We start from the raw sequence: 16990 nt of genomic DNA on the forward strand, positions 1-16990 counted from the left end.
TAAATATTAATTTTCTATTGTTGATTCTCTATTGATTTTATGTAAAGTTACTTCGGTGATCAATGGAATATTCATACCGATTTTTTTATCGTCACCGTAGTAGCCATAGGCTTGATACGAAGGAAACAGAAACGTAGCTTTTTCGCCTGCTTTCATCAGCTTTAGTCCTTCGCGTAGCCCCAAAAATAATTCTTCTTTATCGATGAGATAGGTTACCGTATCGATTTCTTTTTCGGTATAAATGGTTTGACCACTTAAGCTTTTTACATTATAATTAAAAATGACTTCATCACCAAACTGTGGGGTATACGCAGCGCTGGTGTCTTTTACCTGATAATAATACCAAAATCCACCTTTAGAAGTGATATAAGTGTTTGCGGTATCTGCTTTAATGATTTCTTGGATTTTAGCTTCTTCGCGTTCTGCAAGTTTTTTATTTCTTGAAATCGATTCGTCAATAAAAGATCCTGTCTTTACCGTTACGGGCTTTCGAGCCTCTGGTGTTTTACAAGCGATCATGGATATGGACAGCAAACCTGCTAGTATTACTACTGCTGTTCTCATAAATTTAAGGCGTTTTTATAAGATGGTAAGATACTAATAAATTTATCAACTGTATCCTGTAATGACAGATTACTTTTTCCTCCTGCAGCATTGGTATGTCCTCCACCTTCAAAATGCTCGCGAGCAAATTCATTGACCGAAAAACTGCCTTTGGATCGGAATGAAATTTTAATGATTCCTTCTTGTTTGTTTTCTATAAAAATAACGGCGAATACAATGCCTGCAATGGAGAGTCCTATATTGACAAATCCTTCGGTATCTCCTTTTTTAAAACTATGACGGTCTAACTCCTCCTGCGACATCGTAATATACGCTGTCTTATACTCGTCGAGTACGTTGAGGTTAGTCAATGCAACACCTTTGAGTTGTAATCTCGAAACACTATTGGTATCATATACCTGTTCGTGGATAGCCGAATTGTCAGCTCCTTTTTCAATAAGTTGAGCCACTACTTGATGCGTTACACTATTGGTGGATCGAAAACGAAATGATCCGGTGTCGGTCATAATACCTAAATAGATACAGGTAGCAGTAGCTGCATCAATCTTATCCACATCGCCCAATAGTTCAATAAAGTGATAAATCATCTGGCAGGTAGAGCTCATACTAACATCACTGTACATAAAACGCGCATAGCTATCTGGTTGTTGATGATGATCTATCATGATGAATTCCGCATCTACTGAGGATAATATGGTTTCCATATCACCGGTTCTGGATAAATGATTATAATCCAGGGTAAAAATAATATCCGCTTCTTGCAGTATGGTATCGGCCTTGGCTTGTTCCTGCTCATAGTTAAGTACAGAAGTGTTTCCAGGTACCCACTTTAAAAACTCAGGATAATCATTGGGCATAATCACCGAAACCTCGTGTCCTAGTTTTACCAAATAATGATACAGCCCTAAAGAGGAGCCTATGGCATCCCCATCAGGATTTTTATGGGCGGTAATACTAATCTTTTTTTTGTGTGATAGTAACTCCTTAACCTCTTGTATTTCTTTCTCATTCATAGGGGAGCGAATATACAATAAATAATAGTTTGTTAATATTAGATCTTTTACTTTTAGGGTATGAATTTACCTATGCAAAAACACCAACAGTTGCTGTTGCTTATAACGCTTGTAGCGATAATTATGGTATGGCCTAAGGTATATAGCCAGGAGTCAACAGCTACAGAACAAGCAAGATTTACCATTGCTTTTGGGAGTTGTAATAAGCAGTATAAACCACAACCGCTCTGGGAAGATATCATGAAGCAAGATCCAGATTTATTTATTTGGACAGGTGACAATATCTATGCAGATACCGCAGATATGCAACAATTCAAAAAAGCCTATGACCAACAATTACAAAACCCGGGATATCAAAAATTGCTACAAACGACACCGGTAATCGGGGTATGGGATGACCACGATTATGGTAAAAATGATGCGGGAGCGGAATGGAAAATGAAACAAGAAAGTCAACAACTATTTTTAGATTTCTTTGCAGTTGATGAGGACGACGAACGAAGAGATCGCGCAGGAATTTATACCTCAAAAATCATTGAAAAACCCGGTGGAAGTATTAAAATCATTTTATTAGATACGAGATATTTTAGGTCACCTTTGGTTAGGGATCGTCAAAGTGGTAAACGTTACCAACCTACAACAGATCCTTCAGCTACCGTTTTGGGAGCTACACAGTGGCAATGGTTAGCAAAGGAAATAGCCAATAATTATTCGGATTTCATGATCATAGTGAGTAGTATTCAATACTTATCAGGAGAACACGAGTTTGAAAGCTGGAGCAATTTTCCGAAGGAACGTAACAAAATGATGGCACTTTTAGAAAAACATAAAGCGCGCAATGTCATTTTTTTAAGTGGAGATCGTCATATCTCAGAGTTTTCTGTTTATCAGCCAGATGGTTTATCCTATCCTTTGGTGGATTTTACCAGCAGTGGATTAACCCATGACTATACTGATTTTACGGGAGAATCTAATCGTCATAGAGTAGGGAAGGTGATTGCTATACCTAGTTTTGGTTTACTAAAGTTTGATTTGACCACCTATCAAGTAACTATGGAAATGCGTGGCAAGGATAACCTACTGCTTCAATCGTATCGTAAGACCTATCCCAAATAAGAAATGTAGTTTCTACTATTATTTCTTGTTTTTGATACTATTATCTATACTTTTGCACAAAATTTAAAAACAAACATTTTGATATTGAGCGTTTCAGAATTCATTATCAGGATAATCAAAGCTTAAAATACAGATATAATGGCAACAAACAGAACATTTACAATGCTTAAGCCAGACGCGGTAAGAAAAGGCTATATCGGTCAGATCTTAGAGCAAATTACATCAGCTGGTTTTAGAATTGTGGCAATGAAATTAACACAATTAACTACCGATGACGCAAAGGAATTTTATGCTGTGCACAAAGAGCGTCCTTTTTATGGCGAATTAGTGGAGTATATGACGAGTGGTCCTATAGTAGCGGCTATCTTAGAAAAAGAAAATGCAGTAGAAGATTTTAGAACCTTAATCGGAGCGACTAATCCTGCTGAAGCAGCTGAAGGAACTATCAGAAACAAATTTGCTACTTCCATTAGCGAAAATGCTATCCACGGAAGTGATAGCGATGAAAATGCGGCTATTGAGGGTGCTTTTCATTTCTCAGGTAGAGAGCAGTTCTAAGCAAAAACAAAGAAAATATTTGAAAGACCGTGTTTTTTAGTAAGCACGGTTTTTTTATTAGCAGTATTACCAAAATATTCGAAAACTGACGTTTGGGGTTATCCCTAAAGAATACATATCGTCATTTATAAATCTGGTATTAAATGAATTACTGATACGAAACTCACGATTCAATATGTTTTCTCGGTCATAGAGATTTAATATTGAAGCGCCCAAGCGATAGCGAACCTCCTTATTTGACCCTAAGGTAAAGTCATAGGTGGCAGAAAAATCTAGTCTATGGTATAAAGGCAGGGTACTACCGTTGATCTCATTATAATCGAGCAGTAAAATTTCTCCTTCTTGAGTAACACCAGCTACGTTGGTGTATACTTTACCGGTATGCCATAACCATCCCAGTGTAAATTGAAAATCACCGGTCTCATAAAAGTGAGACCATTTGATCGTATGTTCAATATTCCAATTCCCGGGAAAAGCGCTATTGTTATTAATCGCTTCAAATTGATTTTTGGAATTGATATAGGAGTAACTGATCCAGCTTTTATAGTTTTCAAAGTGTTTTTTGATAAAAATATCAGCACCAAAAATACTACTGCTTCCCTGATTATAGGTGTTATCAATTGGATTTATAAAACCAGCGGTCAAGGTAGTAATATCATCAATTTTTCGATAATAAGCCTCAGCATCGATAAACCATTTGTCTTTAGTAAAGGTACTACCGGTACTCAATTGATAACTTGTAACTAAAGGAAACTCCTGGCGATCAGCCAGGGTCCAAATTTGGTTTTCGAGAGCCAGATCGCTGATCACAGATTCTCTGATTTGACTTACGGCCTGTGTTCTATATTCTGCTGTAGTGTGGACTAGCCAATAGTTGTTGAGGTGTTTTTGATATTGTAGTCGAGGTTCCACAACAATCTGATCTAATTCTTCGTAATAATTAAGGCGTGCCCCCACAGCAAAACGATAGGATTTTGGTTCGGATACACTATAGTTGGCAAAAACGGAATAGGTATTTAGGGTTCTATCATCTTCATCCAACACCAATTCAAAGTTAGGTGTTGTGGTCACAAAGGCATAGCGAATTGCATTGTTTGAATATTCGAGACCGCTAGTAAATTTGGAATACTCCGACCAGCTATAGGTAGTAGTAATTTTGGCTCCATAATCCCGAACGCTGTTATTTTTGCGTTCATTCTCTACCAACACCCCCATATTATCGGTGATGAATTGATAATCGAGTAGGTATTTAGAGTAATACGAACTGATTTGATAGGATCTTTTTCGGCCAGGTTGGTACTCCCAGTTGATGCGATATCCTTCATTCTCGGTTCTTAATTCATCGCTTAGGGTTAAGGTATCATTTCTGCGTTCAAAGTTTAAGTTGTTCGTACTATATAAACTGCTAAAGTTAAGTTTACTATTGGTAGAAAGATTAGCGTTTAGTTGTGCACTATAATCCTCATAATAAAAGTCATTGGTGTCATTTTGGAAATCGGATACCGTATTGATCGTAGTGTTTTGAAATACACGATCTGATAGTTGATCAAAAGTTGGAGTTTCTACCAGATCAGTATAGGACCTTCTACCCGAAACCTGAAGGGAGAGTTGGTCTTTAATAATTGGTGTGTGTACTACAGCATCTGCGTTGACCAGGTTTATACCTGCATTTCCGGTAGTGTATTCAGGGATTGCTGTATCGGATTGAATATCAATTACTCCTGCAATTCGATCACCGTAGGTAGGATCAACACCACTTTTATAGATATTTACCTGATCGACAACATAAGGATTAAAGGCAGAGATCATGCCAAACATATGTCCTTGATGGTAGGTTTTTATACCATTCCACAGTACCAGATTTTGGTGCGGGGCACTTCCTCTGATATAGATACCCGACGCAGTTTCAAAAGGGCTGTTAATTCCAGGGATCAGCTGTATCGCTTGTAATATATCAGGTTCAGTTAGCCCGGGTAAAATGGAGACGTCATCTAAATCAATTTTTATTTCGTTGCCTGTTTTTGTAATTCCGGTAGAAATATATTCTTGTATCAGTACTTCGTCTAGTTCTTGAATGCTTTCTGTGAGGATAAATGTGGGACAATCCTCTTTTATAAATGCTTTACCTCGTAACACCCGTTGTCTAAATCCAGTAGCACTAACGAGTATTGCTGAACCGTAAGGAATATTATCCCCAGAAAAATAACCTTTGCTATCGGTATAAAGGTAGGTTTTAGTCTCTTTGATAAAAATCTCTATATCGCTAAGCGGTTCTTCGATTTCACTTAGTAAATATCCACAAATGGCAATGGTGTCCGAAGGCATAAAAGCGCGTACGGTGTAAAAGGTATCGCTGGTTTTGATAAACTTTAGCCCCGTTTGTTTTTCTAAGCTGTCTAAAAGTGGTTCTAATGCTCCATTAGGGACTAGCGTAAGATTGACTTTTCGGGCTGCCACTGCTTCATCCAGATACGAAAATTTGATGTTAAATCTATCCTGTAGTGTGTCTAGAATGCTGGGTAAGGCTTCATTTTGAAATGAAGTAGCATTATCCTCATTTTGAGAATATATTTTTATAGAACAAACTATTAAAAATACACACAGATATTTAGTCATTGGTTTATTTTTCCAATATCACGGTTTTACCGTCTTCAGAAATTGAATACGCAACGCCTAAGGTACTAAAAACTGTGTTAAGTGCAACTTCTTTATCCGTATTTGGAAACGTTCCGGTGTAGGTTTTATTGATATTTACAGCGGTAGTATTTACCGTTATACCATACTGTTGTTCTAACTTTTTGATAACAAAGGTAAAAGGCACACTTCGTAAGCTGGTAGTATTATCAATCCAGGTCGGTTCTTCTTCCTCAAATGTCCAATCCTCGCTATTGGTATTTATCGTGCGATATGCCATGCCCTGAGTTAGGATGCGTTTATGTTTTGCGTCTTCTACTCTTACCTTACCTTCAAAACAAGAAACTTCAAAAAAATCATTTAGGGATTGTACAGTAAACTGAGTACCTAAAACCCAAACCTGACCATTTTCTGTTTCCACCGTAAACTTACTTCCTTTCTTTACCTTAAAATAAGCTTCACCAGATAAATCTACTACTCGATTTTCGTTCCAATTATCTGCATTGAAACTTGCTTTGGATGTAGCATTTAATATCATTTCAGAACCATCGGGTAGTGTAACCGTAAGTTTTTCGCCATAAGAGGTTTCAAAAGTTTCGGTAGGGTTAAAAAATAACAAGGCAAAAAGTATAGCTAGTGAAGCTGCCACAGCCACATAGGGATACCATTTTACAATAGGATTCAGCTTTTTGACCGGTTTTTCTTTTTTGCTTTTAATCGAGCGCAGTGCCGCTTCTTCATCAAAGGCTCTTGTATCTAATGCATCTGTAGCTACCTTAATTTTTTGGTAGGTCTTATAGTCGGGATGATTTTTAAAATCCTCAAGCTCCTCCTTGGATAACTCTCCGTTTATCCATCGCGCTAAGAAATTTTCATCGTTTTGATCTTTATACATAATTCAGGGTATATATAAGTGTAACGTATTTCTTTCCAAATACCCTACCTCTTTTTTTAAAATTAATTAGATGTCACCGATTTTATCCCGTAATGTAGATAATGCCTTGTGCATCAATTTTTCTATAGCCTTTACTGAGACATCAGATAATTCTGCGATTTCTTTATACGTTTTTTTATCAATTCTACTCAGTAAGAACACTTCGCGTTGTCGATCGGGAAGCGCTGCTATTGCTTTTTTTAGTTTTTCTTCAAATTCTTTTTCCTCAATAACAAAATCTGGCGAGGATTCATTCGTTGCATCGGATGTATTACTAACGATATAATTTTGATACTTAAATTTTACCTTTTGATGACGTGTAAGACTAATGGCAAAATTATTAGCTACTGTATAGATGTAACTTTTAGCTTTTTCTAATGGTACTTCCTTGCAATTGTTCCATAATTTAATAAAAGCATCTTGTACGATATCTTCTGCCTGATCTAAATCCCCAAATTTATAATAGATGAAATTTCTTAAAAGTTTGGCGTGTCCTTTAAAGAAGTGATCAAAATTCGATTCGTTGCAGGTAGAATTTTTGTCTGACATAGATGGCTAATTGGAGCACCAAAACTAATTTTTTTTTTAGTCGTATCAAAAAAAATGAAAAAAGGGGGTAGGGTGTTTTTTAAATGCCGCGTTTTATAAGTGTGAGGATAATAGAATTTAGTTCTCAACTCAAATTAACCCTAAATAAAAGTAAGATGAAAAAACTTAGCATTTGGTTGGTAGCGTTATTCACCGTGTTGTTTACGTTCCATTCTTGTCAGGATATTGAAGAGTTAGATAGATGCCCAGAGGTATCTATTGACATTACTAATGTGCCTGGAAGCGTAGTATATCGTTTTGTAGCGGAAATAGATGGTATCGAAGATATTGATTTAACCTGGTCTATTAATGGCGATCCTGTTGATACCGGAAGCCTTAATGATGTTGCAGGTCAAATATTTGATTATAGATTCGAACCGGGAACCTATACGGTTTGTGTTGCTGTTGCTGACGAAAATTGCCCTATTGAGGTATGTAAGGAAATTACGGTAGAGCGTGATGAAACAAATCCATGTCCGGATTTATTCTTTGAGTCCAGACAATACGAAAGACCTAACCAATATAAATTTATTGCTGATTTTGAAGGTATTAATGAAGTGTCTTATGGATGGTTTATCAACGGAGAATTTTTAGAAGATTCTGCACCAGATGAAGATAACTATTTTATATACAATTTTGATACCCCAGGAAGATACGAGGTTTGTATCGCTACAGAAACACCGGATTGCCCAGAAGGTGCAGAGTACTGTAAAGTTATTGAAGTTACTGAGGTAGCAGAAGATTGTCCAGAGATTAGCTTTGTTAAGGAGCAAGAGCCTGGAACCGTAGGCGTATATGTTTTTGAAGCACAGGTAGAACAGACAGATCAAGTAGTAGAGTTAGCTTGGTATGTTGATGGACAATTGGTAGAAAGTACGGGTAGCGAAGATAATTCTGTTCTGACCTATCAATTTGAAAATGGTACACACGAAGTTTGTCTTAAAGCATTTACGGATACTTGTACAGAAGGTGTGATCTATTGTAAAGAATTTAGAGTAGGAGCAGCTTGTCCAGAGCTTTCATTTGAAGCAGAGCAAGACGGAGATAATGCAGCCTACTATTTTTACCCAAGAGCTTTTGATGGTATTGATGATACGGTATTAAGTTGGTTTGTTAATGGAAACTATGTTGGAGACTCTCCAGAAAATCCACATAACAATCCATTCTACTATCAGTTTGACGGACCTGGACGTTATGAGGTGTGTTTAAAAATTGAAACCCCTGATTGTCCTGAAGGAACATCGTATTGTAAAGTAATTGAAATAGCAGCTACTTGTCCTGATATCTCATTTGAGCCAGAGCAAGACGGAGACAATCCTGCATACTATTTCTATCCATTAGCTTTCGAAGGCATCGAAAATACAACCATACATTGGTTTATTAATGGGGAGAGTGTAGCTAATACTACAGGATCTGATGATATCTTCTATTATCAGTTTAATCCAGGTCGTTATGAGGTTTGTATGATGATAGAAACACCAAACTGTCCTGAAGGTGTGCGTTTCTGTAAAGTGATTGAAATCGAAGAGAATAATGGCGCTTGTCCTGATCTTTTCTTTGAGATTGAGCAAGAGGGCGATACTCCTGGGTATAATTTCTTTGCCAACTTTACGAATATAGAAACAACGTCTTATTACTGGTCTATTAACGGAGATATCGTACATAGAGAGATTGTAGATTCTGGTGAAAAAGATGACTATATGTATTACCAATTTGGAGCAGGTACTTATGAAATTTGTATCACTGCAGAAACTCCAGATTGTCCACAAGGAACAACCTTTTGTAAAACATTAGTGGTAGAGTAACATATTGCGAGTTTAGTTAATTAGGTTAAAAGCCCCGAGAAAGTAGAATTTCTCGGGGCTTTTTTTCGTTAGCCTTACTGTGAAAATTAATTTTCTATCTTTACTGTTGATAAAAAAGTATTCAAAGGTAGGGTAAAACGCTGCTTAAGCGTTATATATAAAAAGCAGAACATTGAAATCAAAATTAATCTACATACACGTATTGGTTTGTCTTTTCCTGGGTGTTGCCACATCTTGTGTAAATGATGATTCCATATTTCCGGATGAAACGGAGGGTACGATAACTCCTAGTATTTCTCTGGTTTCGTATTTGGATTTTATCAAAAATTCAGATGCTCCTGAAACACAGTTGTGCTTTCAGTTTGTATATCCTATTTCTTTGGGACTTAGTGCTAATGATTCTCGCGTTACTATCGAAAATTATGATGCGTTGCAAAACGCCATAAGCAATCAAAGTTTAAATTTTAATATCGAAGGAATTGCTTATCCTTTTCAAATTATAGAAAGAGGTAGTGCTACCCCTGTGACCATAGAAAATGAAGATGTATTTCTCAATGTATTAAGAGAATGCGAAATACCTAACTTTAGAGAAGATTTTGAAGCCTATCAAAATAATTGTTTCGAGCTGAAATATCCTGTAGTATTATTTTCAGAAGCTGGTGATCGAACTGATATTGCAAGTGATGAAGCATTGTCACAGTTCTTGGCATCGCAGCCTGAAACCTACCAACCGCTTTTTGAATTTCCGATAAGAGTAACACAACTAAATACGCAGGAGGTAGTCGAAGTAACTTCCTATTTTGGTTTTTACAGACTTATAGAAGCGTGTACCGCAGGTTGTCCTAGCGAACTTTCTTTTACAGTCGAGCGAACCAATCCTGAGGTATTAGGATACCGTTTTGAAGCGATATTGCCTCAAGATTTTACAGAAGCCTATGATTGGTTTGTAGGTGATCGGGTTATAGAAAGAGATGGTCCTGCAGTGGATGGAGATAACATTTTAGAATTTGAATTTGATACCCCTGGAACCTATTTTGTATGTATCAAATATCAATCACCGACCTGTACACAAGAAATTCCATTCTGTCAGCAAATTGTAGTAGAAGAATTTTGTCCTATAATGGAATTTACCTTTGAGCAAGAACCTGGTACTACGAGTTATACCTTTGTTGCTGATTTTGAATTCATAGACAGAATCAATTATGAGTGGTCTGTAGATGACGTGGTTATCGCTACCGGTGGTCAAAATGGAAACAATACGATACTTCAGGATTTAGCACCAGGGTTACATAACGTTTGTATTAAATACGAAAATAACACCTGTCCGCAGGGTACTGGTTTTTGTAGAGAGATACGCGTAGAGCCCATTTGTCCAGACCTGTTTTTCATCGCAGAACAGGATGGTACTAATCCTGCATATAACTTCTTTGCAGATTTTGCAGGAATGAATGATATTACGTATAACTGGACGATTAATGGGGAGTTTATAGAAACCGATGGTGGTCCTGATGGAGATAATACGTTGTTCTTTCAATTCAATCCCGGCACCTACCAGGTATGCATCACTACAGAAACACCTGATTGTCCTAATGGGGTTCAGTTTTGTGAAGAAATCGTGATTAATTAGTAAGGGTTACCTTATCAAAACCACAGTTTAAAGCGAAAAAATTGTGAATCCTAAAAAACAGTTTACCAGGTTTTTGTAAGTTGGTAAAACGGGAGTATTCGGTTTCTTTTCATTAGCATTTACAAGTATGATTTGCTAACTTTATAGGAAAAGGGAACATTATGAGATATCATACAAGAAAAATTGTAAAACCACAAGATTTAAACCCCAACAATACCTTATTTGGAGGTCGTGTATTAGAGTGGATCGATGAAGAAGCAGCTTTATACTCTGCGATTCAGCTCGAGAATAAGCGAATTGTTACTAAATTTATGTCCGAGATTAACTTTGTTAGTTCTGCAGTTCAAGGAGATATAGTAGAAATCGGAATGGATGTAGTCAAATTTGGCAAATCCTCCATTATTCTTCAGTGTGAAGTACGGAACAAACTTACTCGCAAAACCATAATTAGAGTTGAAAACATCACTATGGTAAATATCGGTGAGGATGGATTGCCAAAACCACACGGTAAAACCCAAATAGAGTTTGTTAAAGATCGCTTGAAGAAATCATCGTAACACTAACTTTTTGATTAGCTCCTTGCCAAGAGTTTCGTTGAGGTTAATAATGATTTTGTCTTTACCGTAGCTTAACTCTTCTCGTAAAACGGAAGAAGTTAATGATATGTATAAGGTTTCGTTTCTAAGCAAAACCTCTTGAGTGTAATTGTTTATGGCTTTTCCCATAACCTGCTGCCAGGCATCTCGTACCGCAACTTTATCAAGTCCGGTTTGAAGTTTACTGCCTTCCATAAGTTCTTTCAGCACTTCGCTTAGGCTTTGATGGTCATTAGATCGCTTTGCCATACTATAAATTTAGTTTTTCGTACCGTTTATATATATAGGTGGTACCATTTTGGTTCTTTACGATAAGCTCTTCTTTATCTGCTTTGAGTACAGTTTCAGTCCATTGATCTAGCGGAGTGGTGTAGTGTAAATAAATGCTATCATTTTTTTGTTCTACCGTAAAGGATTCCTGGTCTGTTGAGGTAATAAACGTTCCATTCAACTGAGGCTGTAGTTTTTTTCTAATCCCTATCGAGTCCTGTAGGGTGATAAAATCTATCGTTTGATTATAAGTATAGGATTTATGTTCACCATCTTGGGTTTGTACCTTTGTGATTTCCCAGTAGCCTTCAAGGTGTTGCGGTATCGTATTCGGATCATACTGCGAGCAAGCACTGAACAGTACCGTAAGTAAAAGAATGATATAAGGTGATTTTTGTATTTGCATTATGACAGTTTAAACATTTTGTAGGATTGCGATATTTTTTTTACAACATTTTCAGTTCGATCGGCATGGGTATCACTAATAAAAAGTTGTCCAAAATTTTGATCATCGACAAGCTTTATAATATGCTCTACACGCGTTTCATCTAATTTATCAAAAACATCATCCAATAGCAATAAAGGATTGACTTTACTTTGCATTTTAATAAATTCAAATTGTGCTAATTTCAAGGCAATCAAAAATGATTTTTGTTGTCCCTGACTCCCAAACTTCTTGATAGGATGTTCATTAATGGTGAACGCCAGATCATCTTTATGAACTCCGACACTAGTATACTGCAGCGCTCGATCTTTTTCGAGATGTGTTTGCAATAGTGTTAATAGGTCAGTATGTTCAAGCTTGCTTTGGTAGGTTAATGAAACCTCTTCATTACCCGAGGTAATCGCGTGGTAACGCTCTAAAAAAATCGGGGTAAAAACAGCTAAAAACTCTTTCCGTTTGGCGTAAATTACCGACCCTAATTCATGTAGTTGCTCATTATATACGGCTAAAGTGTCTTGGTCAAAGGTATGGTTCGCAGCAAAATACTTTAACAAGGCATTCCGTTGTGAAACGGCTTTAGTGTATTTTAACAAAGTGGTTAAATAGCCTTGATCACTTTGTGAGATCACACCATCAATAAACTTTCTTCGAGTTTCGCTGCCTTCAGTGATTAAATCTCTATCTGCGGGTGAGATAATTACTAATGGTAAAAAACCGATATGCTCACTAAAGGTATCATAGGCCTTGCCATTTCTTTTAATTACTTTTTTTTGTCCTCGTTTAGCACTAACAATAACCTTTTCTTCGCGTTCCTGTTTTTCATAAATCCCTTCAACTACGAAGAAGTCAGAATCATGTCGTATATTCTGACTGGTTATGGGATTAAAATAACTTTTACCAAAAGATAAGTGGTAAATTGCGTCAAGGATATTTGTTTTACCTACCCCATTGTTACCAACTAAACAATTTATTTTTTCATCAAAATCGAAATTACGCGACTCAAAGTTTTTGTAATTTAATAATACGAGCGATTTTAATATCATATAAACTATTGATCTTCAGGGTGTAGTTAGTAAAAATAAATTATTTGTAGGGCTTTGCAAATTATCAAAAAATAATAAAAACTTGTGCTTTTAATTATGAATAAAAATTTTATTTTTGCCCTTCAATAAAGATAATTTATGGCAACTTATAAGAAACGAGGATATAAACCAAAAAATAAGGAAGAAGAAGTAGAAGTTATTGAAGACAACTCTACAACGGCAGAAGTATTTAACACACTAGATGAAGGGGCTTCAAAAACTGAAGAGTGGGTTGCTAAGAATCAGAAATATATTTTTGGTTTTGTAGGTGTTATTGCTTTAGTAGTGCTAGCTTATTTGGGTTATGATAAGTTTATTCAGCAACCAAAAGAGCAAGAAGCAGCTAATGAAATGTTTAAGGCACAGCAATATTTTGATAATGCAGTTAACGGTAACGAAACTGTTCAAGATTCCTTATACAATATGGCGCTTAATGGAGGTGAAGGTAAATATGGTTTTTTAGAAATCATAGACAATTATGGAGGAACTAAAGCTGCTAATTTAGCACATTACTACGCAGGTTTCGCCTATCTTAATACCAATAACTATCAAAATGCTATTGATTATTTAGATAAGTTTACGAGTGATGATCAAATACTACAGCCTTTAGCATTAGGTGGTATAGGTGATGCTTTTGTACAATTGAATCAAATGGAAGAAGGACTTTCTTATTATGAGAAAGCGGCAAAGGCGAGAGATAATGAGTTTACTACTCCTAAATTTTTATTAAAAGCGGCTATTACTGCGCTTTCTTTAAACAAGGCAGATGTAGCAACTAAATATTTAGAAAGAATAAAAGACGAGTTTCCTAAGAGTCCTGAAGCGAATCAGGTAGATGTACATTTAGGAAGAGCTCAGGCGATGAAATAAGTAGTTGATGCGGAGAAAAGCGTTAGGTTACCTGATGCTTTGCTAAGCTGAAACTAACACAAACATACAGATGGCTACGGAAAATAAAAATTTATCTCAGTATGATAAAGCAACAATCCCAAACGCGAAAAATTTTCGGTTTGGGATTGTTGTTTCAGAATGGAATGATACCATTACAGAGGGCCTGTTCCAAGGCGCTTTTGATGCACTAATCGATTGTGGTGCAATAAAGGAGAATATTGTGCGCTGGAATGTTCCTGGTAGTTTTGAGCTGATCTATGGTTGCAAAAAAATTATGGAATCGTTTGAAATGCTAGATGTGGTTATTGCTATCGGTTCTGTAATACAGGGCGAGACCAAGCACTTTGACTTTGTTTGCGATGGTGTTACCCAAGGGATAAAAGACTTAAACATTCAAGGTGATATCCCAGTCATTTTTTGCGTGCTTACGGATAACAATATGCAGCAATCTATAGACCGATCCGGAGGCAAACACGGCAACAAGGGTACCGAAGCCGCAATTGCTGCCATCAAAATGGCGCAACTACGCAAAGATGCCAAATTTTACAAATAATACTTAGGTAGCTACCTGATTGTCAGATTTTCCTATTTTTTCGAGTATATAAACTTTTTCGGCAAGGAAGTTGTTGATAAAAGTTTAGCGTTATTCTAAGGCAAAAACCTTTAGAATAGCTCGTATTTTAATTATATTTGAATAAGTTATGGGAATTTTTAAGACAAGGAAAAATAAGAAGTATAGTTATACGCCCAGATATTGGGAAAATAATGGAGAAGGTAGTCCATATCAAATAACACATAAGTTTGATCAATACCGATCTACTGTCGGTAAGACAGGGAATATTAAGGATCGATTCGTTACTGCCTGGGACGAATTAAAAGGTCAATCAGATCGACGTGTAAACCGAAGGATCCTGGTGATTTTTGCTGTCCTCGTTCTTATTTTTCTCTTTTTAATTGATTTTGATTTATCCATATTTACCTCAAGGCGATAAATGTCTAATATAATTCAACTTTTACCTGATCACGTAGCCAATCAAATTGCAGCCGGAGAGGTGGTGCAGCGTCCTGCTTCTGTAGTCAAAGAATTACTTGAAAATGCTATTGATGCGCAAGCCACTACGATTAAGTTAGTGGTTAAAGATGCTGGTAAAACATTGATACAAGTTATTGACAATGGTATTGGGATGAGTGTCACCGATGCGCGATTGTGTTTTGAGCGGCATGCTACTTCGAAAATAAAATTAGCGGAAGATTTATTTCAATTACATACCAAAGGGTTTCGTGGAGAGGCGTTAGCTTCTATTGCTGCTATTGCTCACGTAGAATTAAAAACCTGTCGCGATGGAGATGAAATTGGTACTGAACTAAGAATAGAAGGCAGTCAGGTTAGTGGACAAGAGCCTTGTGTAACTCCTACAGGAACTGCTATCAGTGTAAAAAACTTGTTTTATAATATCCCAGCACGACGCAATTTCTTAAAATCAAACAATGTAGAGTTACGACATATCATTGATGAATTTCATAGGGTAGCGATGGCACATCCGGATATTCGCTTTGAAATGTACCATAACGGCAGTGAGGTGTTTAATCTTCCTGTGGCGAATCATCGCCAACGCATTGTTCATATTTTTGGTGGTAAGACCAATGAAAAATTGGTGCCAGTAGAAGAAGAAACGGAATTGGTAACGATTACGGGATTTGTGGGTAAACCTCAATTTGCAAAACGTACCCGAGGAGAACAGTTTTTCTTTGTCAATAATAGATATATTAAGAGTGCCTACCTTAATCACGCGGTTAACGCTGCTTTTGAAGGTTTGTTAAAGGATAAAGCACACCCTACCTATTTTATTTATTTGGACGTAGATCCAAAAACCATCGATATCAATATTCACCCTACTAAAACGGAGATTAAATTTGATGATGAGCACGCCTTATATGCTATGCTTCGCTCTGCGATAAAACATAGCTTGGGTCAATTTAATGTGGCACCTGTGTTGGATTTTGAGCGGGATCATACTTTTGATACCCCTTATGCGTTTAAGAAAAAGGCGGCCCAGCAACCTACCGTAGAGGTTGATCGAAATTTTAATCCTTTTAAAGAAGATTCGTCTACTGGTTTTTCTCCCAAAAAAGTAACAGCATCAAGTTATCGAAGGGATACCGCAGCAAACTGGGAAAACTTATATGTAGGGCTAGAAGGAGCGGAAGAAGAACAAAGTAATGAGGGTAATTCCTTTAGCGCAGTGGAGTTCGAAACGACAGAAGTAACTTCTCAATTATTTGATGAAAACGAGGATGCTGCTTTGGATCATCAGCTAACCTATCAATGGCGAAGAAAATATATTATTACCACGATTAAAAGTGGGATGTTGATTATTAATCAAAGCAGAGCACATCAGCGAATAGTGTATGAGGAAATGCTAAAGCATATTACTATGTCCAATGCGGTTAGTCAACAATTATTATTTCCGCTACAATTATCCTATACGAGGCAAGAAATAGCGTTATTACAAGAAATTAAAGAACAGCTTCAAAATACGGGCTTTGTTTTCGAAAAGCTAGCCGAAGAAGAAGTCGTGGTCACCGGTATTCCAACTGCTGTTAGCGAAGGGGGAGTCTCTTTATTATTGGAGCAATTATTAGCAGATTTGAGTAATGAGGTTCCGGATACTTCCTTTTCACAAACAGATTTGTTGGCACGATCTATTGCCAAGAGTGTGGCCATAAAAACAGGAACAGTTATAGCAACGGAGCAACAGCAACACCTGGTACATCGTCTTTTTGCGTGTACAGAACCAAATTATACGCCAGATAATAAACCAACATTCATTACAATGAGTGTAGACGAAATCGATAAGAAATTTTAG

17 protein-coding genes are annotated in these 16990 nt (G+C 36.8%); 9 read left to right on the forward strand and 8 right to left on the reverse strand.

The annotated features are described in order from the left end of the window. Positions 1-6: 6 nt before the first annotated feature. Together gldI and EV197_RS08830 are read right to left on the reverse strand one after the other, a co-directional pair. Positions 7-564, reverse strand: coding sequence for a gliding motility-associated peptidyl-prolyl isomerase GldI (gene gldI, locus EV197_RS08825; protein ID WP_130286392.1), 558 nt, complete (start codon positions 562-564; stop codon positions 7-9). Continuing rightward, positions 561-1577 (reverse strand): DHH family phosphoesterase, encoded by a 1017-nt coding sequence (locus EV197_RS08830; RefSeq protein ID WP_130286393.1) that lies wholly within the window; start codon positions 1575-1577, stop codon positions 561-563. The genes gldI and EV197_RS08830 overlap by 4 nt, the downstream gene beginning before the upstream one ends. 72 nt (positions 1578-1649) lie before the next feature. Here EV197_RS08830 and EV197_RS08835 point away from each other — a divergent pair, with 72 nt between their 5' ends. Next, positions 1650-2693, forward strand: coding sequence for an alkaline phosphatase D family protein (locus EV197_RS08835; RefSeq protein WP_130287094.1), 1044 nt, complete (start codon positions 1650-1652; stop codon positions 2691-2693). Positions 2694-2831: 138 nt separating this feature from the next. Further along, on the forward strand, positions 2832-3251 hold the full coding sequence (locus EV197_RS08840; protein WP_130286394.1) for a nucleoside-diphosphate kinase: 420 nt from the start codon (positions 2832-2834) through the stop codon (positions 3249-3251). Positions 3252-3317: 66 nt separating this feature from the next. On the opposite strand, the gene EV197_RS08845 is transcribed toward EV197_RS08840, so the two are convergent. The 3 genes from EV197_RS08845 to EV197_RS08855 all read right to left on the reverse strand — a co-directional run bounded on the left by EV197_RS08845 (position 3318) and on the right by EV197_RS08855 (position 7368). Beyond that, positions 3318-5867, reverse strand: a complete 2550-nt coding sequence (locus EV197_RS08845; RefSeq protein WP_130286395.1) for a TonB-dependent receptor plug domain-containing protein — start codon at positions 5865-5867, stop codon at positions 3318-3320. 4 nt (positions 5868-5871) lie between these two features. Then, a complete protein-coding gene (locus EV197_RS08850) occupies positions 5872-6780 on the reverse strand; it encodes a FecR family protein (RefSeq protein WP_130286396.1) in 909 nt (302 codons plus the stop codon). 66 nt (positions 6781-6846) lie between these two features. Next, the gene (locus tag EV197_RS08855; RefSeq protein ID WP_130286397.1) at positions 6847-7368 is read right to left on the reverse strand and encodes an RNA polymerase sigma factor; all 522 of its coding nucleotides are present in this window, start codon (positions 7366-7368) and stop codon (positions 6847-6849) included. 155 nt (positions 7369-7523) lie between these two features. Here EV197_RS08855 and EV197_RS08860 point away from each other — a divergent pair, with 155 nt between their 5' ends. From EV197_RS08860 to EV197_RS08870, 3 genes are all read left to right on the forward strand, one after another. Continuing rightward, the gene (locus EV197_RS08860; protein ID WP_130286398.1) at positions 7524-9212 is read left to right on the forward strand and encodes a hypothetical protein; all 1689 of its coding nucleotides are present in this window, start codon (positions 7524-7526) and stop codon (positions 9210-9212) included. A 172-nt stretch (positions 9213-9384) separates the two neighbouring features. Next, a complete protein-coding gene (locus EV197_RS08865) occupies positions 9385-10839 on the forward strand; it encodes a hypothetical protein (RefSeq protein ID WP_130286399.1) in 1455 nt (484 codons plus the stop codon). 161 nt (positions 10840-11000) lie between these two features. Continuing rightward, on the forward strand, positions 11001-11396 hold the full coding sequence (locus tag EV197_RS08870; RefSeq protein WP_130286400.1) for an acyl-CoA thioesterase: 396 nt from the start codon (positions 11001-11003) through the stop codon (positions 11394-11396). Here the strand turns inward: EV197_RS08870 and EV197_RS08875 are convergent. The 3 genes from EV197_RS08875 to recF are packed head-to-tail and all read right to left on the reverse strand — an operon-like array spanning position 11388 to position 13193. Then, positions 11388-11684, reverse strand: a complete 297-nt coding sequence (locus tag EV197_RS08875; protein ID WP_130286401.1) for a DciA family protein — start codon at positions 11682-11684, stop codon at positions 11388-11390. The two genes, EV197_RS08870 and EV197_RS08875, sit on opposite strands and share 9 nt — an antisense overlap. Position 11685: 1 nt before the next feature. Further along, positions 11686-12111: a lipocalin family protein gene (locus EV197_RS08880; RefSeq protein ID WP_130286402.1), complete on the reverse strand. Its 426-nt coding sequence runs from the start codon at positions 12109-12111 to the stop codon at positions 11686-11688. Then, complete coding sequence (recF, locus tag EV197_RS08885) at positions 12111-13193, reverse strand: DNA replication/repair protein RecF (RefSeq protein ID WP_130286403.1); 1083 nt, start codon at positions 13191-13193, stop codon at positions 12111-12113. Before recF ends, EV197_RS08880 begins: the two co-directional genes overlap by 1 nt. Positions 13194-13331: 138 nt before the next feature. Between recF and EV197_RS08890 the strand changes: the two genes are divergently transcribed. The 4 genes from EV197_RS08890 to mutL all read left to right on the forward strand — a co-directional run bounded on the left by EV197_RS08890 (position 13332) and on the right by mutL (position 16990). Further along, complete coding sequence (locus EV197_RS08890) at positions 13332-14102, forward strand: tetratricopeptide repeat protein (RefSeq protein WP_130286404.1); 771 nt, start codon at positions 13332-13334, stop codon at positions 14100-14102. A 70-nt stretch (positions 14103-14172) separates the two neighbouring features. Beyond that, complete coding sequence (gene ribH, locus EV197_RS08895; RefSeq protein WP_130286405.1) at positions 14173-14676, forward strand: 6,7-dimethyl-8-ribityllumazine synthase; 504 nt, start codon at positions 14173-14175, stop codon at positions 14674-14676. A gap of 148 nt (positions 14677-14824) precedes the next feature. Beyond that, positions 14825-15115 carry a riboflavin synthase subunit beta gene (locus EV197_RS08900; RefSeq protein ID WP_130286406.1) on the forward strand — a complete coding sequence of 97 codons (291 nt, stop codon included), beginning with the start codon at positions 14825-14827 and terminating at the stop codon, positions 15113-15115. Continuing rightward, positions 15116-16990: a DNA mismatch repair endonuclease MutL gene (gene mutL / locus EV197_RS08905; RefSeq protein ID WP_130286407.1), complete on the forward strand. Its 1875-nt coding sequence runs from the start codon at positions 15116-15118 to the stop codon at positions 16988-16990.

The sequence above is a fragment of the Aquimarina brevivitae genome, from assembly GCF_004216895.1.
Lineage (GTDB): Bacteria > Bacteroidota > Bacteroidia > Flavobacteriales > Flavobacteriaceae > Aquimarina > Aquimarina brevivitae.

Excerpts from the sequence above, each read along its gene's own strand:
- gldI (WP_130286392.1), bottom strand. The coding sequence starts at position 564 with ATGAGAACAGCAGTAGTAATACTAGCAGGTTTGCTGTCCATATCCATG.
- EV197_RS08830 (WP_130286393.1), bottom strand. The coding sequence starts at position 1,577 with ATGAATGAGAAAGAAATACAAGAGGTTAAGGAGTTACTATCACACAAA.
- EV197_RS08835 (WP_130287094.1), top strand. The coding sequence starts at position 1,650 with ATGCAAAAACACCAACAGTTGCTGTTGCTTATAACGCTTGTAGCGATA.
- EV197_RS08840 (WP_130286394.1), top strand. The coding sequence starts at position 2,832 with ATGGCAACAAACAGAACATTTACAATGCTTAAGCCAGACGCGGTAAGA.
- EV197_RS08845 (WP_130286395.1), bottom strand. The coding sequence starts at position 5,867 with ATGACTAAATATCTGTGTGTATTTTTAATAGTTTGTTCTATAAAAATA.
- EV197_RS08850 (WP_130286396.1), bottom strand. The coding sequence starts at position 6,780 with ATGTATAAAGATCAAAACGATGAAAATTTCTTAGCGCGATGGATAAAC.
- EV197_RS08855 (WP_130286397.1), bottom strand. The coding sequence starts at position 7,368 with ATGTCAGACAAAAATTCTACCTGCAACGAATCGAATTTTGATCACTTC.
- EV197_RS08860 (WP_130286398.1), top strand. The coding sequence starts at position 7,524 with ATGAAAAAACTTAGCATTTGGTTGGTAGCGTTATTCACCGTGTTGTTT.
- EV197_RS08870 (WP_130286400.1), top strand. The coding sequence starts at position 11,001 with ATGAGATATCATACAAGAAAAATTGTAAAACCACAAGATTTAAACCCC.
- EV197_RS08875 (WP_130286401.1), bottom strand. The coding sequence starts at position 11,684 with ATGGCAAAGCGATCTAATGACCATCAAAGCCTAAGCGAAGTGCTGAAA.
- EV197_RS08880 (WP_130286402.1), bottom strand. The coding sequence starts at position 12,111 with ATGCAAATACAAAAATCACCTTATATCATTCTTTTACTTACGGTACTG.
- recF (WP_130286403.1), bottom strand. The coding sequence starts at position 13,193 with ATGATATTAAAATCGCTCGTATTATTAAATTACAAAAACTTTGAGTCG.
- EV197_RS08890 (WP_130286404.1), top strand. The coding sequence starts at position 13,332 with ATGGCAACTTATAAGAAACGAGGATATAAACCAAAAAATAAGGAAGAA.
- ribH (WP_130286405.1), top strand. The coding sequence starts at position 14,173 with ATGGCTACGGAAAATAAAAATTTATCTCAGTATGATAAAGCAACAATC.
- EV197_RS08900 (WP_130286406.1), top strand. The coding sequence starts at position 14,825 with ATGGGAATTTTTAAGACAAGGAAAAATAAGAAGTATAGTTATACGCCC.
- mutL (WP_130286407.1), top strand. The coding sequence starts at position 15,116 with ATGTCTAATATAATTCAACTTTTACCTGATCACGTAGCCAATCAAATT.